General features: G+C 36.8%; 27 protein-coding genes. 10 read left to right on the plus strand and 17 right to left on the minus strand.

What is annotated here, in order from left to right; translation table 11 throughout:
- Positions 1 to 102 precede the first annotated feature (102 nt).
- Entirely contained in the window at positions 103 to 681 is a 579-nt protein-coding gene (locus ACKPCA_RS09105) for a molybdenum cofactor guanylyltransferase (RefSeq protein ID WP_321282537.1), read from the minus strand.
- A 117-nt stretch (positions 682 to 798) separates the two neighbouring features.
- Here ACKPCA_RS09105 and msrA point away from each other — a divergent pair, with 117 nt between their 5' ends.
- Positions 799 to 1,416, plus strand: a complete 618-nt coding sequence (gene msrA, locus ACKPCA_RS09110) for a peptide-methionine (S)-S-oxide reductase MsrA (protein WP_321282538.1) — start codon at positions 799 to 801, stop codon at positions 1,414 to 1,416.
- A gap of 257 nt (positions 1,417 to 1,673) precedes the next feature.
- Positions 1,674 to 2,351 carry a hypothetical protein gene (locus ACKPCA_RS09115; protein ID WP_321282539.1) on the plus strand — a complete coding sequence of 226 codons (678 nt, stop codon included), beginning with the start codon at positions 1,674 to 1,676 and terminating at the stop codon, positions 2,349 to 2,351.
- Here ACKPCA_RS09115 and ACKPCA_RS09120 read toward each other — a convergent pair.
- The 4 genes from ACKPCA_RS09120 to ACKPCA_RS09135 all read right to left on the minus strand — a co-directional run bounded on the left by ACKPCA_RS09120 (position 2,309) and on the right by ACKPCA_RS09135 (position 6,028).
- Positions 2,309 to 3,385: an AMP-binding protein gene (locus tag ACKPCA_RS09120; RefSeq protein WP_321282540.1), complete on the minus strand. Its 1,077-nt coding sequence runs from the start codon at positions 3,383 to 3,385 to the stop codon at positions 2,309 to 2,311. The genes ACKPCA_RS09115 and ACKPCA_RS09120 overlap by 43 nt on opposite strands.
- Entirely contained in the window at positions 3,385 to 4,428 is a 1,044-nt protein-coding gene (locus tag ACKPCA_RS09125) for an o-succinylbenzoate synthase (RefSeq protein ID WP_321282541.1), read from the minus strand. The genes ACKPCA_RS09120 and ACKPCA_RS09125 overlap by 1 nt, the downstream gene beginning before the upstream one ends.
- A 167-nt stretch (positions 4,429 to 4,595) precedes the next feature.
- Entirely contained in the window at positions 4,596 to 5,498 is a 903-nt protein-coding gene (locus tag ACKPCA_RS09130; RefSeq protein WP_321282542.1) for a 1,4-dihydroxy-2-naphthoate polyprenyltransferase, read from the minus strand.
- Between the two features lie 158 nt (positions 5,499 to 5,656).
- On the minus strand, positions 5,657 to 6,028 hold the full coding sequence (locus ACKPCA_RS09135) for a twin-arginine translocation signal domain-containing protein (RefSeq protein WP_321282543.1): 372 nt from the start codon (positions 6,026 to 6,028) through the stop codon (positions 5,657 to 5,659).
- 319 nt (positions 6,029 to 6,347) lie between these two features.
- Here ACKPCA_RS09135 and ACKPCA_RS09140 point away from each other — a divergent pair, with 319 nt between their 5' ends.
- The 4 genes from ACKPCA_RS09140 to ACKPCA_RS09155 all read left to right on the plus strand — a co-directional run bounded on the left by ACKPCA_RS09140 (position 6,348) and on the right by ACKPCA_RS09155 (position 12,435).
- A complete protein-coding gene (locus tag ACKPCA_RS09140; RefSeq protein ID WP_321282544.1) occupies positions 6,348 to 6,923 on the plus strand; it encodes an HD domain-containing protein in 576 nt (191 codons plus the stop codon).
- A 327-nt stretch (positions 6,924 to 7,250) separates the two neighbouring features.
- Complete coding sequence (locus tag ACKPCA_RS09145; protein ID WP_321282545.1) at positions 7,251 to 7,622, plus strand: hypothetical protein; 372 nt, start codon at positions 7,251 to 7,253, stop codon at positions 7,620 to 7,622.
- Positions 7,623 to 7,626: 4 nt separating this feature from the next.
- Positions 7,627 to 10,719, plus strand: coding sequence for an AsmA-like C-terminal region-containing protein (locus tag ACKPCA_RS09150; RefSeq protein WP_321282546.1), 3,093 nt, complete (start codon positions 7,627 to 7,629; stop codon positions 10,717 to 10,719).
- A 972-nt stretch (positions 10,720 to 11,691) separates the two neighbouring features.
- Positions 11,692 to 12,435 carry a hypothetical protein gene (locus tag ACKPCA_RS09155; protein WP_321282547.1) on the plus strand — a complete coding sequence of 248 codons (744 nt, stop codon included), beginning with the start codon at positions 11,692 to 11,694 and terminating at the stop codon, positions 12,433 to 12,435.
- 209 nt (positions 12,436 to 12,644) lie between these two features.
- Here the strand turns inward: ACKPCA_RS09155 and ACKPCA_RS09160 are convergent, their stop codons facing one another.
- From ACKPCA_RS09160 to ACKPCA_RS09195, 8 genes are all read right to left on the minus strand, one after another.
- On the minus strand, positions 12,645 to 12,773 hold the full coding sequence (locus ACKPCA_RS09160) for a GNAT family N-acetyltransferase (protein WP_321282548.1): 129 nt from the start codon (positions 12,771 to 12,773) through the stop codon (positions 12,645 to 12,647).
- A 28-nt stretch (positions 12,774 to 12,801) separates the two neighbouring features.
- Positions 12,802 to 13,230 (minus strand): hypothetical protein, encoded by a 429-nt coding sequence (locus tag ACKPCA_RS09165; RefSeq protein ID WP_321282549.1) that lies wholly within the window; start codon positions 13,228 to 13,230, stop codon positions 12,802 to 12,804.
- Between the two features lie 110 nt (positions 13,231 to 13,340).
- Positions 13,341 to 13,868, minus strand: coding sequence for a GNAT family N-acetyltransferase (locus tag ACKPCA_RS09170; RefSeq protein ID WP_321282550.1), 528 nt, complete (start codon positions 13,866 to 13,868; stop codon positions 13,341 to 13,343).
- Between the two features lie 174 nt (positions 13,869 to 14,042).
- On the minus strand, positions 14,043 to 14,867 hold the full coding sequence (gene menB / locus ACKPCA_RS09175) for a 1,4-dihydroxy-2-naphthoyl-CoA synthase (RefSeq protein WP_054717253.1): 825 nt from the start codon (positions 14,865 to 14,867) through the stop codon (positions 14,043 to 14,045).
- Entirely contained in the window at positions 14,864 to 16,606 is a 1,743-nt protein-coding gene (gene menD, locus ACKPCA_RS09180) for a 2-succinyl-5-enolpyruvyl-6-hydroxy-3-cyclohexene-1-carboxylic-acid synthase (RefSeq protein ID WP_321282551.1), read from the minus strand. The genes menB and menD overlap by 4 nt, the downstream gene beginning before the upstream one ends.
- A 124-nt stretch (positions 16,607 to 16,730) precedes the next feature.
- The gene (locus ACKPCA_RS09185) at positions 16,731 to 17,834 is read right to left on the minus strand and encodes an isochorismate synthase (protein ID WP_321282552.1); all 1,104 of its coding nucleotides are present in this window, start codon (positions 17,832 to 17,834) and stop codon (positions 16,731 to 16,733) included.
- A 3-nt stretch (positions 17,835 to 17,837) separates the two neighbouring features.
- On the minus strand, positions 17,838 to 18,254 hold the full coding sequence (locus tag ACKPCA_RS09190; RefSeq protein WP_054717249.1) for a PaaI family thioesterase: 417 nt from the start codon (positions 18,252 to 18,254) through the stop codon (positions 17,838 to 17,840).
- A 107-nt stretch (positions 18,255 to 18,361) separates the two neighbouring features.
- Entirely contained in the window at positions 18,362 to 18,553 is a 192-nt protein-coding gene (locus ACKPCA_RS09195) for a cold-shock protein (protein WP_054717246.1), read from the minus strand.
- A gap of 544 nt (positions 18,554 to 19,097) precedes the next feature.
- Between ACKPCA_RS09195 and asnA the strand changes: the two genes are divergently transcribed.
- Positions 19,098 to 20,135, plus strand: a complete 1,038-nt coding sequence (gene asnA, locus ACKPCA_RS09200) for an aspartate--ammonia ligase (protein ID WP_321282553.1) — start codon at positions 19,098 to 19,100, stop codon at positions 20,133 to 20,135.
- 196 nt (positions 20,136 to 20,331) lie between these two features.
- On the opposite strand, the gene ACKPCA_RS09205 is transcribed toward asnA, so the two are convergent.
- Positions 20,332 to 21,555 carry a S8 family serine peptidase gene (locus ACKPCA_RS09205; RefSeq protein WP_321282554.1) on the minus strand — a complete coding sequence of 408 codons (1,224 nt, stop codon included), beginning with the start codon at positions 21,553 to 21,555 and terminating at the stop codon, positions 20,332 to 20,334.
- 273 nt (positions 21,556 to 21,828) lie between these two features.
- Between ACKPCA_RS09205 and ACKPCA_RS09210 the strand changes: the two genes are divergently transcribed.
- The 3 genes from ACKPCA_RS09210 (at position 21,829) to ACKPCA_RS09220 (ending at position 23,103) form a co-directional block, all read left to right on the plus strand.
- Complete coding sequence (locus tag ACKPCA_RS09210; RefSeq protein WP_321282555.1) at positions 21,829 to 22,353, plus strand: SRPBCC family protein; 525 nt, start codon at positions 21,829 to 21,831, stop codon at positions 22,351 to 22,353.
- A gap of 6 nt (positions 22,354 to 22,359) precedes the next feature.
- Positions 22,360 to 22,575: a YgaP family membrane protein gene (locus ACKPCA_RS09215; RefSeq protein ID WP_054717234.1), complete on the plus strand. Its 216-nt coding sequence runs from the start codon at positions 22,360 to 22,362 to the stop codon at positions 22,573 to 22,575.
- Positions 22,576 to 22,743: 168 nt separating this feature from the next.
- A complete protein-coding gene (locus ACKPCA_RS09220; protein ID WP_321282556.1) occupies positions 22,744 to 23,103 on the plus strand; it encodes a DUF3795 domain-containing protein in 360 nt (119 codons plus the stop codon).
- 37 nt (positions 23,104 to 23,140) lie between these two features.
- Here ACKPCA_RS09220 and ACKPCA_RS09225 read toward each other — a convergent pair whose 3' ends face one another.
- The 3 genes from ACKPCA_RS09225 to ACKPCA_RS09235 all read right to left on the minus strand — a co-directional run bounded on the left by ACKPCA_RS09225 (position 23,141) and on the right by ACKPCA_RS09235 (position 26,536).
- A complete protein-coding gene (locus ACKPCA_RS09225; protein WP_054717228.1) occupies positions 23,141 to 23,653 on the minus strand; it encodes a hypothetical protein in 513 nt (170 codons plus the stop codon).
- Between the two features lie 173 nt (positions 23,654 to 23,826).
- Positions 23,827 to 25,176, minus strand: a complete 1,350-nt coding sequence (locus tag ACKPCA_RS09230; RefSeq protein WP_321282557.1) for a sensor histidine kinase — start codon at positions 25,174 to 25,176, stop codon at positions 23,827 to 23,829.
- Positions 25,166 to 26,536 carry a sigma-54-dependent transcriptional regulator gene (locus ACKPCA_RS09235; protein WP_321282558.1) on the minus strand — a complete coding sequence of 457 codons (1,371 nt, stop codon included), beginning with the start codon at positions 26,534 to 26,536 and terminating at the stop codon, positions 25,166 to 25,168. Before ACKPCA_RS09235 ends, ACKPCA_RS09230 begins: the two co-directional genes overlap by 11 nt.
- Positions 26,537 to 26,666: the final 130 nt, after the last annotated feature.

Here is a 26,666-nt window from a genome sequence, read left to right on the forward strand (position 1 = left end):
TTTAATAACAGACAAAAACATCCTTTATTATCAGGTAGTTTGAATAGATAATCACAAGATACACGATTAGATAATGGCGAACAAATTCTTTATAAAGTGTAATTACAGCTGATTCAATTCACCTGGTGAATTTACATTTGAAAGCATATCGGCTGAATAATAATTCAATCCCTTTGAGATGAGGAAACCCTTGCTACAAAACAATTGTAACAATTTCATCATTTTATATTTTCCATTGCGCAATTCCTCTCCAATGATATCCAGACAAGAAGATTTGTAAATGGCAACCAATGGCTGTTTCTTTCCACTTTCATCAACAGCATATATCATATCCGCATCAGCAATATTTTCGAGTAAATCAACAAATAATTGGGAAGGAACCTTAGGTACATCGCATGATATTACCACATAATAATCAGCACTTATGGCCTTCATAACGGAATAGATACCACCAATAGGACCACAGTCTTTTATCTCATCTTCAATCACCTGAAGTCCATATTCGTTGTAGCAATCTTTATTGGAACTGATCACAATTTGATCACAAATTTCTTGTAAACAATGAATTGAATACTCAATTAATGGTTTACCATTCCATTTTACCAATCCTTTCTCTGTTCCCATCCTGGAGCTTTTCCCCCCGGAAAGTACTATTCCAGCAATATTCTTGTTTTGAATCATATTCAAATATAAATAAGAATCATTAACTCAAATACTCTACTTTAAGATCTTTTAACTTTGATATCATATATTCAAACGCTATCTTTAGAATCATTATAAATAACTAAACCGGATAGTATGAAAAAGTTAATATTGATAGCTGCTCTTTTCATTTCCGGAGTAATATTCGGTAAAACAAGTATGAATACGGAAAATCAATCAAAAAAAATGGAAGTTGCAAGCTTTGGTGCGGGATGTTTCTGGTGTGTAGAAGCAATATTTCAAGAACTTAATGGCGTTGAAAAAGTGGAATCGGGATATATGGGTGGAGAAACAAAAAACCCTAATTATAAAGAGGTTTGTAGCGGAGAAACTGGACATGCCGAAATTTGCCAAATCACCTATGATGCCAATTTAATTAGCTTTGAAGAACTTCTTGAAGTATTTTGGCAAACACATAATCCAACAACATTAAACAGGCAAGGAGCGGATGTTGGAACCCAATACAGATCGGCAGTGTTTTATCATTCTGAAGAACAAAAACGACTTGCTCTTGAGTATAAAGAAAAGCTAAATAAGTCAGGAGCCTGGGATGATCCTATCGTTACAGAAATCACTCCTGCTTCAAAATTTTATATTGCAGAAAACTATCATCAGGATTATTTCAACAATAATTCCAACCAGCCGTACTGCAGCTTTGTGATCAAACCAAAGATGGAAAAGTTTAAAAAAGTATTTAAAGACAAACTAAAATAATACAATGGGGCTGTTTCAAATAGATGATTCAGCCCTTTTTTATTATTATAATTACTCGATACTTCTTATAAATATTCAATTCTCAGGAGTTAATCTGACTTATGATATAATATCATTTTTTTATTCCCAAGGCCTGCAAACGTGTGCGAAACCTAAAAATTAATCATCAATCAAATCCTACAAATCCTTAATACATTAAGCAATAGCTCTTTTAGTTTTTGTTTCTATTTTTAGAATAGACAACTAAAATAACCTCTATGAAAAAATTTTTACCCCTATTGTTAATTTTGATAATTAACATTCCTTCGGGATTTTGCTCTGATAATTCTGTTCAAACCCAACAATTCCCAAATTATGGCATTTTGCATTATTTTGTTCCTTCGCCGAGTGTAAATAATACAAACGAATTGTTATATGCCAATGATTATTTCCTACCTGGAAAAATAGTAACTCACAATAAAAATATCATCTCCCTAAACGGAATGCGATATAATATTGCTGAAGATGCAATTGAATGTCAAATCAATAAGCAATACTGTAGAATTTCATCTCCAAATAAAATTAACGAAGTAGAAATTAACGGTACTCACTACGTTTACAAGAAATATCTACAACATGGTGATTCCATTCAAGGGTATCTTCAAAAAATTTACACAGGTCAACAGAACCTATATGTAAGATATTTTATACAGAAATCTAAAAGTTCGGATGCGAAATGTGATATAAGAAGTATGTTCTTTATAGAAAAAGATGGTGGATTACCTCAAAAAGTGCATTCTTTAAGGTTAGAACTACTAAAAATTTATAAGAATCAAACAAGCTCTGCAAATTTGTTTATGAAGAGTAACAATTATAAGTGGAATGATTCAAAGGCACTGGTTCAGCTGGTAAATTATTTGGAAGAACTTGCTGCCAACAACGTAGCTTCCCGCTGAATTTTATTGGTTGATGTTCTTTGAAATTCAGAGATATAAAATATTTCACGAGCCTGTTCGAACTTACCGAGCAGGCTTTTGATTTTATTTTTCAATTCCTTTTTCTGATTTTCATCACCGTCCTTCCATTCAATCAGAAGAACCACTTTTTGTCCCAAATGCTCATCCGTTAGTCCAGCAACGAAAAAAGGCTGATTGATTATTGTTTCAAGCTTCTTCTCTATTTGTTCTGGAAACAATTTTATACCACCAGAATTAATCACATTATCGAATCTCCCTTTCCACTCGAACTTGGATTTATCAATCAATTCAACAACATCATTGGTAAGCAAAGGTTCTTCTAAAATTACTGGCGCATTAATTTTTAAACAACTTCTTTCATCTATTGAGAAGGTCGCATTCCCCATCGCCTGGTAGGCTTGAGATCTATTTTTCCCATTTAATGCTCGAATGGCAACATGCGAAACAGTTTCGGTCATTCCATAGCCAATAAAACATTCAGTAATTAAATCCTGTAAATCATTCTCCAGAACTTGATCTACTGCCCCACCTCCTATCAACAACTTCTTGATTTGTTCAATGCCTTTCCCTAATTTCAAACTGTTCTTTACCTGCAAAGGAATCATGGCTGCAAAATCAATATCCGAACTGATATTTTCCAGAGGATGTCCATCAGGAGCAACCGGTATCAAATTCAATTGCCACTCAAAAGCACGCACAATCATCATTTTGCCAGCAATAAAATTGGCAGACAAACAAAAGAGAGCATTCTGTCCTGCTTTAAAGTTGAAAAACTCCCCCGTGAGTTTGGCCGAATTTCTCATTTTTTGCTTTGATAAGTACATTGCCTTTGGCACGCCAGTAGAGCCCGAAGTTTTGGCTTTTACCTGATCAGCATCAGCCAACCACTCCAAAATAAACTTACAATAGTCTTTTTCCCATTCGTAATCCGAATTTGAAATAATATCCCTACAATAGCTTAAAAGCTCTATTTCTTTGTAGTTTTTACCGTTTATTGTAAGTCCTCTGTTCATTATATTTTATCCCAGCCTAAATTCGTATCGTATTTTAAAAACCCATTATCGATAATCAATGGAGAAGCAATGTTGTTGGTATAAAGTTGTCCCGTCCCCAAGCCCTGAGGCATAGGATTATTCAAAGTATATGTCCACTGGGCTATTGCATTCAGCCCAATATTCGATTCCAATGCTGAGGTAATCCACCAAGGAATATTTCTATCATTGGCCACATCAATCCACTCTTGAGATCCTTTAATTCCACCAACCAAACTAGGTTTTAAAATGATGTACTGCGGAGCTATTTTATCCAACAATTCTGCCTTAGTAGGTGCATCGTAAACTCCAATTAATTCCTCATCCAAAGCAATTGGCAGAGGTGTATTGGCACACAGATTAGCCATTTCTTTTAACTGGCCTTGCTTTATGGGTTGCTCAATAGAATGTAGATCAAATTGCGCCAAAGCCTTCAATTTTTCCAAGGCAGAATCGGGAGAAAAAGCACCATTGGCATCCACACGCAATTCAATTTTATCTTTATCGAAGTCTTTGCGGATAGATTCCAACAAGCTTAATTCTTCCATAAAATCAATGGCCCCAATTTTCATTTTGATACAATCAAATCCCATCTCTAATTTTTGTTCGATCTGTTCTTTCATAAAAACAGGATCGCCCATCCAAATCAATCCATTAATAGGAATTCTATCGGTACCATTGCTAAAATCAGAAGAAAACAGGATTTTGGAACCTTTTGCCTTAAAATCCAGGAATGCAGTTTCCAAACCAAAATAAATAGATGGCCATTCTCTCAAACCACCTTCCAAATAGTACCAGTAATCGGCTATCTGATCGCAAAGCTCTTGCAGTTTTTCTTCATATCCTTCTCGATCATCAGGACTTAAGCCTTTTATAATTGAGCACTCTCCTAGCCCGATTACCTCAGGTTGATTATCGTCCCACAAACGAATAAACCAGGAATCTTTTTCAGTTAAAACTCCACGAGAGGTCCCACTCGGACGTTTAAAATTTAGAGGATAATGTATGTAATCTGCTTTAAGCATCTTTTTCAGTTATCAGTAAATAGTAATCAATTCCTTATTCATCTAGTGTAGATACAATAATCTAAAATTACCATACCAATAAGATTATAACATTTTCAAGCTCAGTTTTTCCCTTTTAAGGGAAAATACCGACAGGCAAAAGGGTGAAGAACCAAAAACATAAAATACTAAAGTAATAAGCCTATTCCAAAACTCAAACTAAACAAAAGGGTTGACAAGGCCAGTTTTTTCAATTCTGGATCTAATTCTCTTGCTACCTTGTTTTTTATTACAACTGCTGTATGTTTGATCAGCAAGGGTAAACTAATCACAAATAGCAGCTGATAAAACGAATTCCAATGAATAAATACGTATGCACAAGCCGAAAGCACTGCAAAGCCAATCAAGAACAAATGGTACTTTTTAGCAGTTTCAGAACCAATTTTCACTACCAAAGTTCTTTTCCCGCTATGAGAATCATTTTCGATATCGCGCATGTTGTTCAAATTCAAAACCCCCACACTTAGCAAACCAACCGATGTTGCTGGCAAGAAAATGGTCCAGTTTAAATCGCCGGTATGCAAAAAATAGGTCCCCATAACTCCAGCCAAGCCAAAAAAGAGGAATACAAACAAATCTCCAAATCCACTATATCCGTAAGGATTCTTTCCCACCGTATAATTTATGGCTGCTCCTATGGCCAACAATCCAACTCCCAGCATGATTAATGCCTGAGTATAATTCAACAATTGCAATGCTTCCCACAACAACCAAAGTCCTGATACCAGCGATAACAAAACAAATACAATCACCATTCTGGTCATCTCCTTTTTGGTAATCACACCACTTTGAACAGCTCTTTCCGGACCAACTCTATTCTCATTATCAGCACCCGAAATAGAATCTCCCAAATCATTAGCCAAGTTCGATAATATCTGTAAAAACAAGGTGGTTAAGGTCGCCAGCAAAAATATTTTAAGGCTAAACTTGTGATCGGATGCAGCCAGCAAACTGCCAAGAAAAATATTAGAAAGTGCTAAAGGCAAAGTCCTTAGTCTAAATGCATGAATCCATGCTTTTGTCTTACTCATCGGTGTTTTAAAATTGATCAGGCTGTAAATTTAATAATTTTGCAAAGACAAGGCATTACTGTGCCCTTGAAGTATAAAAACAAAAAAGCGATGCAATGCACCGCTTCTTATAAGTACAGACGCAGCATGCTACGTCAATAAATAATTGATATGAAAGGTTATGCTTCTAATTCGGGAGTTATGGAGTTGGCAAATCTTTTCGATACTTCAATATATTTGGATTTAAAATCATCATGCTTGATGTATTCTTTAATCTGCTCTTGCCATCCGTTGGCCTCTTCCGATAGCTCCATTATTCTTTTCTTGTTGGCAATATTCTCTTTGTTTTTCTTCTCCTCCTCAACTACATCAATGTACTGATCTACCCATTTCTCATATCGGTTAAGGAAGGCTTCACGATCTTCAACATTCGAATATTTATTCAGATTAACATCAGCTAACACCTCAGTATCAATAAAAGCTGCAGCTCCAACCGTTAATCCTAATTTCTGTAAAAAACCTCTTCTGTTTGTATTATTCTGATTGCTCATAAGTGTAATTTTAATTCCAAGTATATCTTGTTACCACTCTCTTAAAAAGCCTCAAGTCACAAGCTGCAAACCTTAAGAAAACAATAAAAGACTTTCGGGTCTTAAAACTACTATTTAAATTCAGTTTAAACAATAGTCAGACGCGGATTTCTATGATGAATGTATGATACAGCTTAATTTTGTTATCCACGAATGCACACAAATACACTCAAATATTTTAACGAACACATACTTCGTTGTTTTAATTTGTGCCCAATTGCGTCTATTTGTGGATCTATTTTTTATAAATTTGGAATTCGTAATTAATAATTCGTAATTCATGTCACATATTCCTACAAGAGAAGAAGCACTGGAACTGCTTACCACATACACCAAAAACCCAAGTTTAATTATCCACGCCAAGGCTGTTGAGGCTTGTATGCGATACTACGCCCGTAAACATGGCGAGGACGAAGAAAAATGGGGAATTATTGGATTGGTTCATGATATGGATTGGGAACAGTTCCCCGATCAACATTGCCAAAAGACCCGTGAGATACTTGAAGCAGCCAATTGGCCCGAGGAATACATTCGTGCAGTTGAAGCTCATGCTTACCTTACTTGTACCGATGTGGTTCCTGAAACCTTAATGGAAAAAACCATTTATGCAGTAGATGAATTAACAGGACTGATTCGTACCACAGCTTTAATTCGCCCATCGAAATCGGTATTGGATGTGAAGGTGAAATCGGTAAAGCGCAACTGGAAAAACAAACGCTTTGCTGCCGGAGTAGACCGCACCGTGATTGAACGTGGTGCCGAAATGCTGGGCATGGAAATTCCTGATTTGATTCACGATTGCATTGAGGCCATGAAAGAGGTAGCGGAAGAGTTGGAGTTGAAGGGGAATTTGTAATTTTTTCTAACCACAAAGGACACGAAGGTTTTTCACGAAGAACACAAAGTTAGAAACCACACATCATAAATCCATTACGCAAAATCTGTAACTCCCTTTCTTAAATCTCCAATTTACAGCCTTCTGACAGTCCAAACATAAACGCCCCATACAATTTATCAATAGTTTTTGACTTTTGTCAACAATTTGATGGGAAATACTACTATTTTTGCACTGATTTTGACATCAAAAATCAAACAATTCTCAAATACAAATGAAACATATGAAACAAGCATGATTCTTTTAATCTTGCGGTTTCCATATGACAAATAGAAAGAAATTAAACAGATGAAAAAATTTGCACTTATTTTTGTAAGCATTGCTGCAACCGTACTATCCATGACTTCATGTTCTAGTGATGACGATGATGTTAATCCAAATTTTGACGAAAGCTTAATTATTGGAAAGTGGAAAAGTGGTACACTGTATGAAAGATACGACCTTGATTATTCAGGAGCCACCTGGGATACTGCCGATGATGTAACAGAGGCGGAAGCACAGAATTTTACCTGGACAATTACCAAAGATCAGTTGGAACAAATTCACATCATCGAAAATGGTGGAAAAGTTCCAAAAGTATACACCATTACCAATCTAACGGCAACTACTTTGGAGTACGAAGATGCTTACGGAAAATCAAAATCATTCAGCAAAATATAATACAATGCGAGTATTGAAAAAAGTTGGACTGGCTTTTCTGGTTTTGCTTGTTGTATTGACAATAGCTACAGCTATATCGCTGTGGTATCTTTTTACACCAGAAAAAATAACTCCATTGGTTAATAAGCAGGCTAAAAATTATTTGACGTGTACTACTACTATCGAAAAAGTTGAGCCAACTTTTTTTAGTACCTATCCGTTTTTTGGACTCGAGCTTACAAATCTTTGTTTGAGTGAGAGTTCCAAGGATACCCTCTTCTATTCCTCCAAATGCTTTGCCTCGGTAGATGTCATGTCCTACCTGTTCGACGACAAGATCATTCTGAACCCATTTCTTATGGCTGAAGGTAATGTGAATGTGAGAATTGATGCTAAGGGACGAATGAATTTGGATGTGTATAAAGGCAGCGCTGATTCTGAAGAAACGGATTCCGAACCTATGTCGCTTGGAGATATCGATATCAGCAATGTGAAAGTGAAGAGTTTCAATGTCACCTTTAGCGATGATTTGGCAAAGAGAAAGGCTAAAGTTCAGAATTTGGATGCCAGCCTGTCATTGAAATACTCCGAAAATAAACAGTTGGTCGATTTGGACATGCAAGCAAAAAGCTTGCTATTTGAAACAGCCGACTCCATGGCTCTTCATGTGGATGCACAAAGCTGCGATCTAAAAATCAAATCGAATGGTAAGGACAAAAACCTGTACCATTCCGATATCAAACTTGCGTGCAAGGAAATTTCTCTTGCCATGGCTGGTGATGAACTTTTATCGCAGATGAAAATCGACACCCGCCTGCCTTTTGATTTGAACCTTTCGAAAAATTCTTGCGATTTACAAAAGGCAAAACTCACCATTAAGGATGAGCAGGAAATCACTTGCAGCGGTACGGTTAGCATGCTGAAAGATGAATCGCTGGAAGCAGATCTGCAATATGCTACCAATGAATTGGATGTTGAAAAGGTGTTGACCCTGGTTCCCAAAGCATATGCCGAACCCTTAAAAGACATCAAAGCAAAAGGTCTTGCTCAGATATCAGGTTCGGTAAAAGGACAGCTATCTGACACCAGCATGCCACTGGTAAAAGCGAAGATCGACTACAGCAAAGGAGAGGTGAAATACACGGGTTATCCTACAGTGAAAGATCTTCAATGCTCCATGATCACCAATGTGGATTTAAATGGAAAGCAGCCTTCCGATATCAGTATCAGCAACAGCTATGCTCGTATAGCGAACAGCTCTGTTTCTGTAAAAGGAAACATTTCGGATATACTGGAAAGCCCGGTGTATGATTTGTATGCCAAAGGAGATTTTACTTTGGCAGATTTGAAACCCTTCATTCCAAAAGATCAGAATGTAGTTCTTCAGGGATCGCTTCAGGGAAATGCCCATGCTCAATTTTCTCAGGACGATGTACTAAAAGAGAAGTATCATCGAATTAAATTAAGCAGTGATTTTAAGGCCAAAGATTTTCATACCATCTATAATGACAGCATAAACCTGAATCTGGACGCTGCCAATATTAAGCTGAAATTGCCGGGACACAGCAGGGCCGACAAGGATCTTTTGTTTGCAAACATTGAACTTGATGCAGCAAATATGGATGTGAAATTGTCCCCCGATATGAGTGCGGCTACTGAAGATTTGCAGCTTTCTGTGAAGGTAAACAATCCTGCAAAAGGCTTATCGGCACCAATCAGCTCATGTTCCTTTGCATTTGCCAGCCTGCGTGCTAAAAGCGATACCTTATCGGTTAACGCCAGCAATGCCAAAGGGGAACTTGCCTACATACCAACTTTGAAAGGAAAACAGGAGATTGCCCTTATCAATTCAACAATGAATAGTGAAAGGCTAGCTGTTTCGGGCAAGGATACTGTTCTTTTTGATACCAAAGCGCTATATGCCAAAACCAATCTGAAGTACGACGAATCGCAGGAAAATGTGATGCTAAAATGGCAGCCCGAAATGGACATTCGTTTCTCTCAGGCAATTTTCAATTTGAATGAAAAGCTGAAGGGACAAATTCCGAGTATTTCCTTTGCCCTTAATCAGGATCACATGAAAATTGAGAAGGCGAGTTTAATTTTAGGAGATTCCGACTTTAGCCTTGATGGTGAACTTACCGATATCAACAAATATCTGAACGAAGAAGCTTTGCTGAAAGGGAAATTTAACCTGACTTCGAAAAATACCGACGTTTACCAGCTGATGGATATTTTCAATGGCATGGGAAGCGAAGAAACTGCCTCTGATAATGAAGCTGTGAAATCGGAAGACGATCCTTTCATGGTACCCAAAGGCGTAGAGATTCGATTGAATACCAATATTGACAAGACCATAGTAAGCGACAATGTGATTGAAAATATCAAAGGAGGGCTAACCGTAAAGGATGGTACCTTGGTTCTGGATCAGATGGGTTTTACCAGCAAGGCGGCCAATATGCAGCTAACGGCAATTTATCGTTCGGATAGAAGGAACCATCTGTTTACCGGTATCGATTTTCATCTTTTGGATATTGATATCGCTGAGTTAATTGATTTGATTCCTACGGTTGATACCATGATTCCGATGCTTAAATCCTTTAAGGGTAAAGGCGAATTTCACTTGGCAGGAGAAACCTACCTAAAAAGTGATTACTCTCTTAAAAATTCAACCATTAGAGGTGCAGCAGCATTTCAGGGTGAGGAGCTAACATTAATGGATAGCGAAACCTTCGACATGATTGCCAGCAAACTAATGTTTAAGAAAAAAACAGAGAATGTGATCGATCGCTTAAGTGTAGAGATGACGCTTTACAAGGATGAAATAGACCTCTACCCTTTCTTGATTGAAATGGACAATTACAAGGCGGTGCTATCGGGACGTCACAACCTGGATAATCATTTTAATTATCACATTTCGGTAACCGATACTCCTTTGCCAGTTCGATTGGGATTGAATGTAAGCGGTACCCTTGAGGATTTGGATTACAAGCTGGTACCATGTCAGTACAAACATCTTTACAATCCTGAAAAGCAGGGAAAATTAGAGCAACAAACCTTACGTTTGAAAAATCTGATTTCTACCTCGCTTAAAGAAAATGTGAAGGCCTATAAATAGAAGATATAGCTCATTCGACGAAATAATGGATCCTGGTAACTTCGGTTGCCGGGATTTTTTATGCACAAATTTATTTAACCACAAAGAGCACGAAGGTGTTTCACTAAGTCCACAAAGCTTTTGATCTGAACAAGAATTGGAAATCCCTTGAGGGTCTCACTCCAAAGTGAGGCTCTCAATAAAAACAAAATCACAATTGATATCTAACCACGAAGAAAAAAGTGTCCACAAATTGCGCTAATCAACACAAATAAACTAAGCACAAAGAGCACAAAGGGGATTCACAAAGGACACAAAGGAATAGTTTTTATTCCGTGTTGGAAGTCATCCCGAGGAAGCGAGGGATCTAATCCTTTTTGTGATCAGTGCACAATGATCGGTATAAATTAAAATCAAATCTTGTTTTTCACCAAATCTGGATTTCTGAGAGCTTCAAAACCTGAAAATGGTAGTTCTCCCGATTTCTGAGCGAAATTTTCCTTGATTTTTTCGAAATCTGAGTTTCTGAGGCGATTTACAAGACATTTTTGAAAAATCTGAGTTTCTCAAAGCAAATTTTATTGCAAAATGGATTTCTCTGGATTTCTGAAAGCATTTTGTCTTGTAATTTTTAAAATCTGAATTTCGCACTACCATTTTCAAGAAAATTTTCGTTTCTCTGGATTTCTCACTACAAATTCAATCGAAAATTTCTTGATCTGGCTTTCTGAGAAGAAAATTCCTTGATTTTTCTAAAATCTGAGTTTCGCACTCCTTTTTTCAATCTGATTTTCTCTTCTTTTCATTTCTCAGTGAATTTCCATTTTGTTAATTCAAAAACCAATCAATTTAACCATTATTTATTAAATAACATACACTGAAAAACAAAAGTTTACATTTCTAAATATTTTATAGTTTTTTCTTTTTTAAACAAAATCAATTTTATTAAGTTCATATCGCCCAACGACATCTTTTAATTTAAATTTATCTTTAATGGATACAAAATTATTAAGCAGCTGTACAGGAGGCGAGGCTCACGATGCTAGTAGTAATACCCGTTCTGTACTTTCAAAAATCGATTTTAGCACAGACATCAACCTAACTGCAATTGTTACAAAGCTTGAATCGACAGAAGCAAACCTTCTCAATTCAATTGGAATTGAAACCAAATCGGAATTTACCATTGAGACTTCAAAACTAGATTCTAGTTTCGATTCCAGATTAATCTGCTTTAAAATGTTTGTCGACTCGAATATGCATCTCGACAATTCTGATAAAGCAAGCAAGGCCAATAAAGTTTGGGCTAAAATAGAAGCCAACAATCCTTTCATGTACAAATTAGGGTATGAAGAACAAATGACCAATGCTTTGTCTTTGTTTACCGAATTGGATCAGGAGGAGTATCAGAGCATAATGGCTGATCTTTTTGGTGTAAAAGAGAGTTACGAGTTAACAAAAACAGCTTACACTAATCTACAAAACATGTATCGCAAGGGGCAAGAAGTAAAAGCATTAAAAAAGCAGATCATTCCTTCAAGCATACTAAAGAAAGAAGTAGTGGAAGTGATTAATGAGAAGCTGCTTCCTTACCTGGGAATTTTAGCAGACAATCAGCCTGAAACTTATGCTGATACATACGCAAAAATCACACATTACATCGATTTAATCAATCAAAAAATCAGGACTCGTAGAAGCCGAGCTACTGCCGAAGAAGAGGTAAGTAGCGAGGTGGAATAAGTCATAGACATTTTTTTAGGTAGAGACAAGGCTGAGAGGTCTTGTCTCTTTTTTATCTTCAAACTTCTTGAGTTCAGAACATCCCCCTTAATCTCCCTTGAAAGAGGGAATTTGGATCTTGCCAAGATTCCCCTCTTGAGAGGGGATAAAGGGGAGTGTTTGTTCATTATCATTGATACCCTCACCAAAAGTGAGAGCATCAAATTTATTTAGCCTAACTCCTCTTTCAAAACCGACATCACCAATTTATCGTGAAATTCTCCATTGCGATAACAGGCTTGGCGCAACCTACCTTCCAATTTAAAACCAGCTCTTTGGTAGGCCTTTACTCCACCCACATTGGGTTCCGAAACTGTAAGTATGATTCTATTTAAAATTAGCTCCTTGCAACTCGCTTAACACCTCATCAAAATCATCAACAAAAACCTCAACCAAATGATATCTCTTATTTGTAGATCTATCTTGCAAAACAATCCCTGCCAATTGTTTATTCTCATAAATTGGGAATTTTTGTTTTGTATGACGAACCTGACCTAAGGACAACACAATGCTTTTTGATTTCACCCATAAAACTTGTGGGGTTGATAGATGAATTTCATTACCTGACAATTCCAATGATTCTATTGTCTTTCCCAAAAATAATATTGTTCTGATAGGAATCGCTAAACCCATAAAAACAAACAATGCAGTAAAGAAGATGGAAAAGAACATTATAATACCATGATCCTCAGCAAATCTTATTGAAACTAATTTCAAAAATATTGAGTTTATCAAGAGTGCACCAATAAAATTCATTATCTGGTGTTTTGTCATTCGATACAAACTCTTTTCACCCCTTTCATTAATTGTACATTTCATATAGAATCTTCTTACAAAATCAATTGATAATTCTTAATTACTAATTGTTAATTGACTTCTCGTCCGTAGTACACATGACTACACCACTCCCCATCAATATTCGCAATATTCGGCAAACATGCCCAGCGTTCGAAGCCGAACTTTTCCAATAGTTTAATGCTTGCAGTGTTGGGTTCCAGCAGAATGGCAAATAGGTGTTTGATATGGTATTGAGGAGCTTGTTTGATGGCAAAATTCAATAGCTGGCTGCCAATGCCTTTGCCTTGGTGATCATTGTGCAGGTAATAGCTCACCTCCACAGCGGTTTGCAGGGCTCTTCTTCCCTGTCGGTAGGGCGAGTAACACATCCAGCCAATGATTTCATTATTCTCTTCTACCACAAATACTGGATGAGTATCAGGATTGTGAGAGACGAACCATTTTTCACGTTCCTGCATGGAGACTTCTTCCAAATCGGCAGTGCAAAAACGCTTGCGCACGGCTTGGTTGTAAATCTCGTTTATGGCTGGTAGGTCGGTTGGGGTGGCTGGTCTGATATTCATTTTGGGTATTGTTGTAGGGACATGACATGTCATGTCCGAAATACAAAACAAGACAGGCCATAATAAATAACAAAGAGACGCATGATAATAATAAGAACATGCCTTAATAAATAGGAAGCGTCTTAATAAATAAGAAGCGCCTCAATAAATAGGAAGGTCTTAATAAATAGCAAGGACACGCCATGGCGTGTCCCTACAATATATCATTTATCCTGGGAATTTAGGGAACTTCTGGAATTCAGGATCACGCTTTTCAAGGAATGCATTCTTTCCTTCCTGCGCTTCTTCCATTAGGTAATACATCATGGTTGCATCACCTGCAAATTCCATTAATCCGCGCTGTCCGTCCAATTCCGCGTTCAATCCACGCTTAATCATACGAATGGCCATAGGGCTACGCATCATGATGGTTTTACACCACTCAACAGTTTCGTCTTCCAATCTTTCCAATGGTACCACAGTGTTTACCATACCCATGTCTTCCGCTTCTTTGGCAGTGTACTGCTTGCAAAGGAACCAGATCTCACGAGCTTTTTTCTGGCCTACGTGGCGAGCCAAATAGTTCGAACCAAAACCAGCATCGAAACTACCCACCTTAGGGCCAGTCTGACCGAATTTTGCATTTTCAGAAGCAATGGTCAAGTCACAAACCACGTGAAGTACGTGTCCGCCACCAATTGCATAACCGTTAACCATGGCAATTACAGGCTTCGGCATAGAACGGATAGCCTTGTGCAAATCCAATACATTCAAACGAGGCACACCGTGCTCATCGATGTATCCACCAACACCTTTTACATTCTGATCACCACCTGAACAGAAAGCCTTATCGCCAGTTCCGGTCAACACAATTACACCAATATCGCTGCGCTCGCGGCAGATATCCATAGCATCCAACATATCGAAGTTGGTTTGCGGACGGAATGCATTGTACACCTCAGGACGATTAATGGTGATTTTCGCGATTCCTTCGAAAAATTCGAATTTAATATCTTCGTATTCCTTAATGGTAGTCCAGTTTCTAGTTGTCATACCTTCTCTTTTATAGTTTTAAAATAATTTATTAGCACTTGATCGTTTATCGTTCTTGGCGTTTTTATCTCCAGAACGGCAGCTCTTTCGTTTGCTGCATAGAATTCAGGCAGAATGTTTTCTACCTCTGTTTCATTTTCTGCGTAAAAATAATCCAATCCGTAGGTTTCTGCTAGCTTATCTGCACGGTATTCCTGTACCGTCTCAAAATACTCTTCCAACTCATCCACTCCCGATGGGCCAGATATGAATCTAAAAATTCCCCCTCCTCCATTGTTGATGAGAATAATTTTCAGATTTGGCTGCAGGTATTTGTTCCACAATCCGTTTGAATCGTAGAAAAAGCTGATATCACCGGTAATCAGAGTGGTGGTCTTGCCATTCACCATGGCAGCCCCTGCTGCCGTTGATGTACAACCATCTATCCCACTGGTTCCACGATTTGAGTTATATGTAATTTGATCGGATGTTTTGAACAATTGCGCATATCGCACCACCGACGAGTTTGCCAGTTGTAGATTTCCCCCTTCAGGAATGGCCTGTAAGATTTTCTCGAAAGCTTTCATATCGCTCCATTGCAGCTTATCCAGATAAGCATCATGAATTTTGCCTACTATTGCATCCCTCTCTTTCCAGAGATTAGCGTATCCGCTTTGTGTATGATTCAATGCTGGCAACAACTGGCGGAAAAATGCCAGTGGAGACACATCAATGTGGGAAGTCAAATTCTTGAAAGTATCAATAAAATGATCCTCTTTCCCCACAAACCAATGCTCCTTTGGACGATAATCACGCAAGAAAGATTTGATCATTTTCGACACCAATGGCCCTCCAAAATTGATCAACAAATCAGGTTGAAACTCCTTTTTCTCTTCCTCTTTTACCGAGCAGATTACCCTGTCGATACAAGGCAAAAATTCGTCTCCATGCAGATTGGCAACCGATTCGGTCATTACCGCTACATTTGGCTTTTGGGCCAATTGTTTCAACTCCTCATTCAGTTCTGGCTGTTGATGAAGCAATCCTGCCAATATCAAAATCTTTTTGTTCGAATTGAAGGCCTGAGCCAAATCTTCCAAACTTTCCTTGCTCAATTCATCTATCGAACACACTTTGCGAATTACCCTTTCATCGGTATCGGGATATTGTTTTACCCCATACAAAGGCTCTCGCAGAGGGAAATTGATATGAACCGGTCCAATGCGTCCGGTTTGCGCTTTCGTTAAGGCTTCATTAGCCATTCTGTTCAGATACCAGCAATCATCAGGATTGTTGGCATCCAATGGCAATTGATAGCTTGCTTTTACAAATCCTCTGAAAACATCAGGTTGAGGAATTGCCTGGCTGTCATCCTGACCAATCCATTCGGTAGGACGATCTGCAGAAATTACCACCAATGGCAATCGCTGATAGAAAGCCTCGGCAACAGCAGGTCCGTAATTCAACAGCGCCGTTCCCGATGTACAAACCAAACCAACAGGTTTTCTGGTTTGCTGTGCAATCCCCAAAGCAAAATAAGCGGCACTGCGTTCATCCACAATCACCAAACTTTTAATTCGCTGATCTTTTGCAAAAGATATGCTAAGTGGAGCATTCCTGGAACCCGGCGAAACAATTACATATTCCATTCCCTTGGCCCAACAAATATCAATCAGTTCTTTCACACCTTTGATATCTGAATAATTGCGCTCCATGTATTTTGTATTTTCTTTTATTGTTGTGGTACTTTCTGAATTCATTCGCTTTTTATTGACCTTATAGGTAAAATGCTTTGTACTTGACACTTTGTACTTGACACTTTGTACTTGACACTTTGCACTTTCCCCTTCTACCTTTCGCAACTCAAATTTAAAACAAATTCGCTTATTTAATCACTTTAAGCAAAGTTTGCGCTTTAAAACAGGTTTCCATCCATTCTTTTTCAGGATCAGACTCAGCTGTTATTCCTCCACCAACAAATAGTGCCATACTCTCTTGCAGCACCTTCATACTTCTCAGATTCACAAACAAAGCCAAACTGCCATCAGCATGAATTGGTCCTAGAAACCCAGCATAAAACTCTCTTCTGTGCTTCTCTACTTTTCGGATTAATTCCATCCCCTTTTTTTTAGGCAAACCACAAACCGCAGGTGTAGGATGTAATGACTGAGCAAAACTAGAGACCTGATCGAAACTTAATGCCGTGTTTGCTTTATAGGTAGTTTTTAGATGAACAACATTACCTGCTTGTGCTGTAAAAGGACCTTGCTTTTGATAATCCTCAATCTGATAGGTAGAAAACAGTTCTTCGATATATTCACTCACATAGGCTTGCTCCTCTATCTCTTTTTTCTCCCATTCAACAGATTGAACTGCTCTTTCTCCTAACTTCTGCGTTCCTGCTAAAGCCACTGTTTCTATGGTTTTTCCATCCGAATTTAAAAACCTCTCCGGACTGGCACCAATCCACAATCCCTCACCTGGTATGTCTACCATGGAAACAAAAGCATTGGGATATGTTTCGTTCAATCGAAGAAAAATGGATGCTGCATTCTTACGTCCCTTACCATTCAACACATGTATTCTGGAAAGAATAACTTTATCAAGCTTTTTATTCTTTAAATCAGCAAGCATTTGATTGATTTGCTCAAAGTAATCCTCCATCGAACTTTCATAAACGTCCGAATCCTCATCAAGCTGATTAGGTAAGCCTGAAAAATCTACAAATTGTGTTGAATTTGAGCTGAACTCAAATTCTGGATCTATAAAGTAGGCATCTTGTTCTCCCTCCACATCAAAAGGTGCAAATAAAAACCCATCCTTCCCTTTCAGATCCAGTAAATTGGAAAACTTAGATGGACTGGTTTGAGTACCGATCTTAATTTCTTGATCTCCTGGCAAGGAATAAGCATAAAACGAAAGTCGTTTTTGTATGCATTGCTCTAGAAAATATTGTATTGATTTTTCTTTGTCCTCCAATTGGCTCATTCTCTATTTTTTGATGATCACATTGGTAATTCTGCAAATTGATACAAGTTTCTCTTGTTCATTTAGCACATTCACCTCAACGATATGAGTCATTTTGCCTCTATGAACAAACTTGGCCTTGGCGGTAATCTTTCCTTTTCTCAAGCTTCTGATATGATTGGCATTAATCTCCATACCTTTCACATCATAAGCTGCTAAATCAGTATGAATTACAGAAAGTGCGCTCCCAACTGACTCTGCCAGTGCCAAAGTGGCTCCTCCATGAAGTATTTTCATAGGTTGCCAATGGTTCGATGTCACCTCCATTTCTGCCACCAAATAATCTTCACCTACTTCTGTATATATAATTCCTAAATGCTCCATTAAGGTTTCGGAGCACATCTTATTTAAACTTTCTAATGCCTCGGTATTTTTAATCATTCTACAAAAATAATGTTTTCGTTAAGACTTCCCCTATTGCTTACTCATAGAGCCAAAAAAAGCTCAATTGAATTGAGCTTTAACTAGGAAAAATATCTTAATATAAATTAGTCAATTTTTACATTAACTGCATTTAATCCTTTTTTTCCTTCAACAACATCGTAAGTTACGTTATCTCCTTGGTCGATTTTGTCGATCAAACCTGTAACATGAACGAAAATGTCTTCTTGTGTTTCACTGTTTTTAATAAAACCAAAACCTTTAGTTTCATTAAAGAATTTTACTGTACCTGTAGGCATTACTTAAAAAATTTAAAATTATTACGTAGTAAATGTACGTAAATTGATTTAATAACTAAACAAATATCTGATTATTTTCAATTTTATTGACCAAGAATCACCATCAAGCATACAACATCTGATATTCAACACAATACTAACAATATTCTTCAATCAATCTGGCCAATTTGATGAACAGAAGAACAAAATCTGTAAAAATGACTTTTGGCAGTTTAAATATTAATCCTACATTTGTAGGCAAGAAGAACAAATAAATGAGACAATTTAACAACAATAATAACCTTTTCAATAATTTGATGAATAATTCATCGAAAACGGGAAGGCTATAGTTGTTATCGAACGAATATTTACATGAGCCTTCCCAATTTGGGAAGGCTTTTTTATTTGCAACAAATGATACAATTTTTCAACAATAATAATAACAATAATAATTCTCCCCCAGGGTGAGGAAGTAGCATTGTTATACCATATTACAAGCCTTTCTCACCAAATGAGAAAGGCTTTTTTTATCAACTTATTTCTATTAACTAAAAATTTTAAAATCATGAAAAACTTAATTATTCCTAAGGCTTACAAAAGCATCTTATGCCCTGATGCTACTGAAAAAGCAATCAAATTTATCAAGGATCAGTTTCAACTTCAGCTCTCTTCTGAACTAAAACTTCGCAGAGTAACTGCGCCTATGATTGTATTGAAAGGTACAGGTTTGAACGATGATTTAAATGGCATTGAGCGACCTGTAGCTTTTCCAATTAAAGGCCTGGCAGAACAAACTGCAGAAGTAGTTCACTCATTGGCAAAATGGAAAAGATACATGCTTGGCGAACTTCAAATTCCAGCTGGTAAAGGTCTTTATACCGATATGAATGCTCTTCGTCCTGATGAAGACTTTACCAACCTTCACTCCATTTATGTAGATCAGTGGGATTGGGAAAAATCAATTAGCAAGGAAGAACGAAGCATTGAGCTTCTAATTAGAACCGTAAAACAGGTTTATGCATCCATTAAGAGAACTGAATACATTTTAAGTGAATATTACCCAGCTTTAAGTCCTCAATTGCCTGAAGAAATCACTTTTATTCACTCGGAAGAATTATTGGAAAAGTATCCTGATTTAAGTCCAAAAGAAAGAGAAACTGAAGCTGTAAAGGAGTTTGGAGCAATCTTTATTATTGGTATCGGAGGTGAATTGAAAAACGGAGAACCGCATGATGGCCGTGCTCCTGACTATGATGATTGGACTACTCCATCGGTTAACGGATACAAAGGTTTAAACGGTGATATTATTCTTTGGAATCCTGTTCTTGAACAAGCTTTTGAGATATCATCAATGGGAATTCGAGTAGATGAAAAAGCATTACTGGAACAGCTTGAAATTAAAGGAGAAGAAAAACGAAAAGAGTTAATGTTCCACAAGAAATTATTGTCTGGAGAATTGCCTTACTCAGTAGGAGGAGGAATTGGTCAATCAAGATTGTGCATGTTTTTACTTCGTAAAGCTCATATCGGAGAAGTTCAATCAAGTATCTGGCCAGATGAGCTGAGAGATACTTGTAAAAAAGCAGGAATTATATTCTTGTAAACCATTTAAATTTCATAGTAATCCTAAGCAATACTGTGAAATATTAAATTGAAATGCCGATATATAATTAGTGAGGCATTTGGAGTAATACGAACAAATGGCTTAAACTAATTAATAATCGGTATAATGACTGTAGTCCCCCTACAAAAAAAAGAGGCTGTCCAAATGACAGCCTCTTAAAATTTATGAAAAAAATCTATCTGTGGGCGATAGGATCTGCATCTCCATCAGGATCATTGTTCACATATCCATCGGTATGGATAGGACCTAATAACAATAAACCACAAACGTGAGGCGCAGCCATTGAAGTTCCACTCATAGTTGTATATCCTCCATTCAAATAGCATGACTTAATATTTACACCTGGAGCACAAACATCAACCGGTGTTCCATAATTTGAGAATGAAGCGAAATTATCATTGATATCAGAAGCTGATACAGTATATACATTTGGATGATTAGCTCTAGCTGGAGAATAATACAATGCATCATCAGAAGAGTTTCCTGCAGCAATTGAAATCAAAATTCCCAAATCAGCAACAGACTTTACGGTCTCATCGTAAGCATCGTAAGTATAACGAGTTTTTGGTCCTAAACTCATATTAACAGCATCACCAGGCTGACCTTCAGCAGCAATATAATCCAATGCAGCCATCGACCAAGACATATTACCATTTCCTCTTCTGTCTAAAACTCGACAAGAAACAACTTTAGCATTAGGAGCAACTCCAATTACACCAATAGTATTATTCAAAGCAGCAATCGTTCCTGCTACATGAGTTCCATGTCCATGCTCATCGTCTGGAGTAGTTTTACCTTGAGTAATGAAAGTCTTACTTCTTGCAACATCAACATTCAAATCTGGGTGATCCAAGTCAATACCGGAATCAATAATCCAAGCAGTTTTTCCGGTACCATCACCAGCACCACCAATGCGAGTAATTCCCCATGGGGTTTCTTGTGCTGGCTGAGTAGATCCTCCGCCTGGTTTTCCTAATGAAATCTGAATATCCTTCTCAACACGCTTCACTTTTGGATCAAGCAACAATTTTGCTACCTGATTTTCATTTAGCTTTACTGAGAAACCCTGAATTGCAGTACTGTAAGTATGTTCAACATTTTCTTCTGAGATTCCATTACCTTTAAGGAATTTAGCTACATGAGACTTCATACGAATCGCTTTCTTTTCGTAGCCTTTTAATCCTTTTAATTCACTCTTCAACACAACATCTTCATTAAACTGAACAACGTAGGTACTCTTTCCACCTTTAATGTCAGATAATTCTGATTTTACCATTGAAGTTACTTCAGGAGTTTCGTTCAACATTTCATCCTCTAGAGAATTGTCACAGGATGTTACTACAGCACCCATTAGTGCTAGTAAAAGCATGGCTTTCATAGAATTTAAAAAATTCTTCATAAAAATAAAATTTAATTTAGTTAGTGATTAAATGGTTAGTTACAATACATTTACACAAAACGATAGTTTTACATTGTCAAATGCATTGTAAATTTGATATACACCTATATATTCTGCTTTTTCCAAAAAGGTAACCCTCAAAAAGATTTTTTTTTTCAAAAATATTACAACATAAAATATAACACATTGATAATTTGAACCTTAATCTCATTTTTTATTTTTCTAATTATTTCTTTCTGCCTATATTTAAACTTAATCATTAAAATACCCCCTATGAAAATCTTACTTTACATTATTGGAGCTCTTGCTCTTATTATCGGGATTCTCCATCTTATCGCTCCAAAAACATATCAGGTAGATAGAAAAATTATTGTTTCAAAAGAGGTTGACACAGTTTTCAAAAGTCTATGCTCGCTAAAAGAGCAACAAATTTGGTCTCCTTGGGCCGAAAAAGATCCTGAGATGAAAATAACCTATAATGGAACTGATGGTTCCATTGGTTCTTTCACCCATTGGATAGGAAATGAAGATGTAGGTGAAGGCGAACAAGAAGTTACGAAGATTGAACCAAATTCTTACATCGAAACCGAACTGAGATTTTTAAAGCCATGGAAATCTACAAGTACTGGCTTTTTTGAAATTAAACCTATTGCCGAAGGAACCGAAATAACTTGGGGATTCAAAGGGGAAAACACTTTCCCTAGCACAGTTATGATGGTTTTTATGGATTTGGATAAAGCCATTGGTCCTGATTTTGAAAAAGGGCTGGCAAAATTTAAAACTTACATCGAAAAATAAACTGCCATGAAAAAAAATATGGGAACTTTAGATCGCATCTTACGAGTAATTGTATCAATAACTCTTGCAATTCTTTATTTTACAGATATCATTACCGGAACCATTGGCTTAATTGTATTCATTTTTGCCTGTGTAATGTTTCTTACAAGTGTAATTGGTAATTGTCCGCCATATACATTATTGGGAATTAACACTTGCAAGGTCAAGCCAGAAAAAGAATAAAAAAATTCGTGCCAAAAATGATCCTCGAAGCTCTTTTCTCGAGGATTTTTTTGTATTATAAAACATCTTGAAAACTCTGATTTTCTTGGTTATATTTAAACATTCCATGATGCATTACAGCAATCATAACGGCATGCTTTCGTATCATTAAATAAAACCAAACGACCAATGAACAGAATTCAAGACGAAGATCGAATTGCTTATTGTGGAGTTAATTGCTCAACATGTCCGGCATATGTTGCTACCCAAAGGCAGCAGGAGAAGGTGAGGATTCGAATTGCTAAATTGTGGTCTGATGAAGATCATAAATACGAAGCCTGCGAAATCACTTGTAAAGGATGTCATGAACCTTGGGGCAAAAAATTTCGCCATTGTGCCGAGTGTGCCGTAAGAGAATGTGCCAGGCAAAAACTGCTTGACACCTGTGCTGAATGTAATGAATATCCTTGTGACAAATTAGTAGAGTTACATCACACACTGGATAAAAAAATAACCCGGATTAATTTAGATGACATAAGACAAAATTAAAGAGCTGGATGATTCCAGCTTTTTTACCTGAGTTCAATTAGAATATTGGCAGGTTAATGGCCAGTCTGCGAATATTAAAAGCATGAATAAGACATTTCTCAACAGATCTATAATTCTCCATTGGTTGCAGAATTACGGCCTCCACATTCTGATTTTTATTATTGAAATACCACGAACGATGATGCCCATCGTGAACAATGTAACGTATTCTTTTTTCCTGATACAAATCCCAAACAATAATAGGCGGAAACTCCTTTCCTTGTTCCAAAATGTAATCATGAGCCGCATCTACCATTTGCAGTTTTTCTTGTTCTAAGCGAACCTGGCTCGCCCATAACACTTTTGGGTTCATTATTTTTGGAGGCAAAACTTTAATGTGATCAGGATTCAATTGAAATTGAATGCTTGCCAACTTGCACAAGTTTGCGGTTGTATTCCCTTTTACCCAATGCGTTCTCCCCAGAAAGGCATTGTAACCTCTCTCTCTTTCTATCGGATCTGTAGAAAGCAATAATTTGGTTATCTCGAATGGGGATTTGATCTGCATCATATATCCTCAAGTTACGAATATCTGCAGACAATGGAATACTGTATTGCGGGGTATTACAATACTTCACACTCTATCAGCCTAACAATGGATTGTACATTAGCTTAAGGATAGATACTGTATTAGCATAAGGATGTAGAGTCTATTCTTCCACTGTTCTCATTAAGCAAGTTCGATCAAAACTGTAGGGTAAATTCAGTAAGACAACTGGGCTTGGAACGCACAGCAATGGTTCCACTGTGCAGTCTCATAATTTGTCTCGATAAGTTTAATCCAATACCAGAACCTTTTTCTTTTGTGGTAAAAAAAGGTGTGAAAACATTGTCAATTACATCTTCTGAAATACCGACTCCGTTATCTCGAATAATGATAAAATTAACTGGATTCACTTCTCCTGTGGAAATGGACAAAGTTTTATTTTCCGTTTCTTTCAATGCATCAATTGAGTTTCTGACCAAATTTATTAATACTTGCGTAATCAATTTTTCATCGGCAATCAATTCCTGATCCTTATCTTGGAAATGATATTTAAATTCTATTTGCTCCGCTTTAAATTCCTCTTTAAAAAGCGTTTCAATTTGCATGAAAAGTTTCTGTATCGGAATCAATTCGAAGTGTGGTTTAGGCAAATGAGTTAGGTTTTTATATTCATCAACAAAAGCCAAAAGTCCTTTACTTCGTTTACGTATGGTTGTCAAACCCATTAAGGTATTGGAAGCCGTTTCTTCCTCATTCCAACCTTCTTTTGATTTTCCCTCGTTGTTCTGATACAACTCAATCAAACTACCTGATAACATAGAAATTGGACTTACCGAATTGGTAATTTCATGTGCAAAAACGCGAATCAACTTGTGCATGGCATCCATTTCTCCTTCGTCAACTGCATTCTTGATATCCTGGAAAGCAACCACTTTCAATTGCTCATCCTCTAATCTAAAACTCGTAGCTTTAACCGCTAATTTTAAAATCCTGTTTTTAACCAGATAGTTTCTCAACTCTTGCTTACCCGATTTTGTTCTTTTCAAAAAATCAGGAAACTCCTTATCGATACATTCCAATTCGGACACGTTCAAAAAATCCTCCACCAAAAACAAATCCTTAAAAGCAGAATTACACAATTTTACATTCCCCTTTTTATCAAAAGCCAGAAGTCCAATCCCCACCAATTCAAGAGTATGTTGAAAAAATATAAAATCCTTTTCCTTCTCTATTTTAACTTTGCCAAAAGCATTAATGATGTGGTTAAAACTTTGATGCAAATTCTTAAAAGCTTTGTCTTTTTTTTGCTCATTAAACACCAAAGTTGAATCCTGATATTGAAAAGCATCAAAAAAACGAGACAAATCTCTATTGGTTTTATTCACATAGTGCAATAAATAAACAATTTGCAACACCCAGAACACAGCCAAGCTATAGGTTGTAACCACCATATATTCTCTCGATTGAACATATAGAAACAATACAGGGGTAAGCGATATGAAAATCACCTGTATTATTATTCCAATATAGAATCGTCTATAAATCATACTTTTTGATTTTATCGTACAAGGTTGAACGATTAATTCCTAACTCTTTTGCTGCCATGCTCATATTTCCTCCCGTAAACTGAATGGCTTTTTTAATCAATACCCGTTCATTTTCTATTAAATTAAAACTATCAGGCATTACTTCAGCTTTTTTTAGTGATTCCCCAATGATAATATCCTCAGCATTCAGTTTAGTCGAATCATTTAAGATTACCGTCTTCTCGATGATATGTTGCAATTCTCTGATATTTCCTGGCCACACATGCTTCTCCAGCTTCACTATGGCAGATTTATTCATCTGCATGCTTTCCTTAGCATATTGCTTTGTAAATTTTTCCAGATAAAATTGCGATATCTCTGCAATATCTTCTGATCGCTCTTTTAAGGATGGCAATTCTAGTGATATGGTATTAATACGATACAACAAATCCTCTCGAAACAATCCATCAGCAACCATTTTATGCAAATTGCAATTTGTTGCTGCAATAATTCTAACATCAATCTGTATAGGAGTACTACCGCCTACAGGAATTACTTCCTTTCGTTGAATCACAGTCAACAACTTTGTTTGTAAATGCAAGGGAACATTTCCAATTTCATCTAAAAACAAAGTTCCTCCCGATGCCAACTCAAATCTACCCATCCGGTCTTCTTTAGCATCCGTAAAAGCCCCTTGCCTGTGTCCAAACAATTCACTCTCGAACAAAGATTCTGAAATTGCACCCAAATCAACATGAACAAACACCTGATCATTTCTCGTAGAACGCAAATGCACTTCTCGTGCAATCACCTCTTTCCCTGTTCCATTCTCTCCTGTAATTAGAATATTGGCATCGGTGGCGGCAACTTTATCCACCGTATGAAAAACCTCTTGCATTTTAGCAGATCTTCCGATTACAAAGCTTTTGTTTTTATTGATTTCCTGATTTAATCTCTTCTGCTTCGACTTCAAACTCTTTATCTCCATTTTAGAACAACGAAGTTGATAAGCCGCCAATAGAGTTGATAGAATATGCTTTTCATCCCAGGATTTTTGCACAAAATCAACAGCTCCCTCCTTCATAGCTCTCACTGCCAACTCGATATCACCGTATGCAGTAATAAATACTACACAAGCATTTTTATCGAAATCCAGTATTTGCTTTAACCAATAAAGTCCTTCATTTCCGGAATTAATACCTGCTTTAAAATTCATATCCAGCAGGATAACATCATATTCCTTCTCTCTTAGTTTTGATGCAAGAACATTAGGATTCTTAATGGTATCAATCAATTCAAAGTGTGATTTTAAAAATAATTGAAAAGCAAATAACAATTCTTCATTATCATCTACGATTAGAAGTCTTCCTTTTTGTGACATAAAAAGATGTATCGATTAGTTTCATTTTCAAAGTTAACAGATTGTTGTAATTCACAACATGAGGTGTTGGAAATTCCAACACAAAACATTTCAACAAAACTCTAACTTTTTGATTTTCTGGTATTATTTT

The organism is Marinifilum fragile, assembly GCF_963677365.1.
Classification (GTDB): domain Bacteria; phylum Bacteroidota; class Bacteroidia; order Bacteroidales; family Marinifilaceae; genus Marinifilum; species Marinifilum fragile.

Bases quoted from the DNA above. Each gene is read 5' to 3' on its own strand.
- ACKPCA_RS09105 (WP_321282537.1), bottom strand. From the start codon at position 681: ATGATTCAAAACAAGAATATTGCTGGAATAGTACTTTCCGGGGGGAAA.
- msrA (WP_321282538.1), top strand. From the start codon at position 799: ATGAAAAAGTTAATATTGATAGCTGCTCTTTTCATTTCCGGAGTAATA.
- ACKPCA_RS09115 (WP_321282539.1), top strand. From the start codon at position 1,674: ATGAAAAAATTTTTACCCCTATTGTTAATTTTGATAATTAACATTCCT.
- ACKPCA_RS09120 (WP_321282540.1), bottom strand. From the start codon at position 3,385: ATGAACAGAGGACTTACAATAAACGGTAAAAACTACAAAGAAATAGAG.
- ACKPCA_RS09125 (WP_321282541.1), bottom strand. From the start codon at position 4,428: ATGCTTAAAGCAGATTACATACATTATCCTCTAAATTTTAAACGTCCG.
- ACKPCA_RS09130 (WP_321282542.1), bottom strand. From the start codon at position 5,498: ATGAGTAAGACAAAAGCATGGATTCATGCATTTAGACTAAGGACTTTG.
- ACKPCA_RS09135 (WP_321282543.1), bottom strand. From the start codon at position 6,028: ATGAGCAATCAGAATAATACAAACAGAAGAGGTTTTTTACAGAAATTA.
- ACKPCA_RS09140 (WP_321282544.1), top strand. From the start codon at position 6,348: ATGTCACATATTCCTACAAGAGAAGAAGCACTGGAACTGCTTACCACA.
- ACKPCA_RS09145 (WP_321282545.1), top strand. From the start codon at position 7,251: ATGAAAAAATTTGCACTTATTTTTGTAAGCATTGCTGCAACCGTACTA.
- ACKPCA_RS09150 (WP_321282546.1), top strand. From the start codon at position 7,627: ATGCGAGTATTGAAAAAAGTTGGACTGGCTTTTCTGGTTTTGCTTGTT.
- ACKPCA_RS09155 (WP_321282547.1), top strand. From the start codon at position 11,692: ATGGATACAAAATTATTAAGCAGCTGTACAGGAGGCGAGGCTCACGAT.
- ACKPCA_RS09165 (WP_321282549.1), bottom strand. From the start codon at position 13,230: ATGAATTTTATTGGTGCACTCTTGATAAACTCAATATTTTTGAAATTA.
- ACKPCA_RS09170 (WP_321282550.1), bottom strand. From the start codon at position 13,868: ATGACATGTCATGTCCCTACAACAATACCCAAAATGAATATCAGACCA.
- menB (WP_054717253.1), bottom strand. From the start codon at position 14,867: ATGACAACTAGAAACTGGACTACCATTAAGGAATACGAAGATATTAAA.
- menD (WP_321282551.1), bottom strand. From the start codon at position 16,606: ATGAATTCAGAAAGTACCACAACAATAAAAGAAAATACAAAATACATG.
- ACKPCA_RS09185 (WP_321282552.1), bottom strand. From the start codon at position 17,834: ATGAGCCAATTGGAGGACAAAGAAAAATCAATACAATATTTTCTAGAG.
- ACKPCA_RS09190 (WP_054717249.1), bottom strand. From the start codon at position 18,254: ATGATTAAAAATACCGAGGCATTAGAAAGTTTAAATAAGATGTGCTCC.
- ACKPCA_RS09195 (WP_054717246.1), bottom strand. From the start codon at position 18,553: ATGCCTACAGGTACAGTAAAATTCTTTAATGAAACTAAAGGTTTTGGT.
- asnA (WP_321282553.1), top strand. From the start codon at position 19,098: ATGAAAAACTTAATTATTCCTAAGGCTTACAAAAGCATCTTATGCCCT.
- ACKPCA_RS09205 (WP_321282554.1), bottom strand. From the start codon at position 21,555: ATGAAGAATTTTTTAAATTCTATGAAAGCCATGCTTTTACTAGCACTA.
- ACKPCA_RS09210 (WP_321282555.1), top strand. From the start codon at position 21,829: ATGAAAATCTTACTTTACATTATTGGAGCTCTTGCTCTTATTATCGGG.
- ACKPCA_RS09215 (WP_054717234.1), top strand. From the start codon at position 22,360: ATGAAAAAAAATATGGGAACTTTAGATCGCATCTTACGAGTAATTGTA.
- ACKPCA_RS09220 (WP_321282556.1), top strand. From the start codon at position 22,744: ATGAACAGAATTCAAGACGAAGATCGAATTGCTTATTGTGGAGTTAAT.
- ACKPCA_RS09225 (WP_054717228.1), bottom strand. From the start codon at position 23,653: ATGATGCAGATCAAATCCCCATTCGAGATAACCAAATTATTGCTTTCT.
- ACKPCA_RS09230 (WP_321282557.1), bottom strand. From the start codon at position 25,176: ATGATTTATAGACGATTCTATATTGGAATAATAATACAGGTGATTTTC.
- ACKPCA_RS09235 (WP_321282558.1), bottom strand. From the start codon at position 26,536: ATGTCACAAAAAGGAAGACTTCTAATCGTAGATGATAATGAAGAATTG.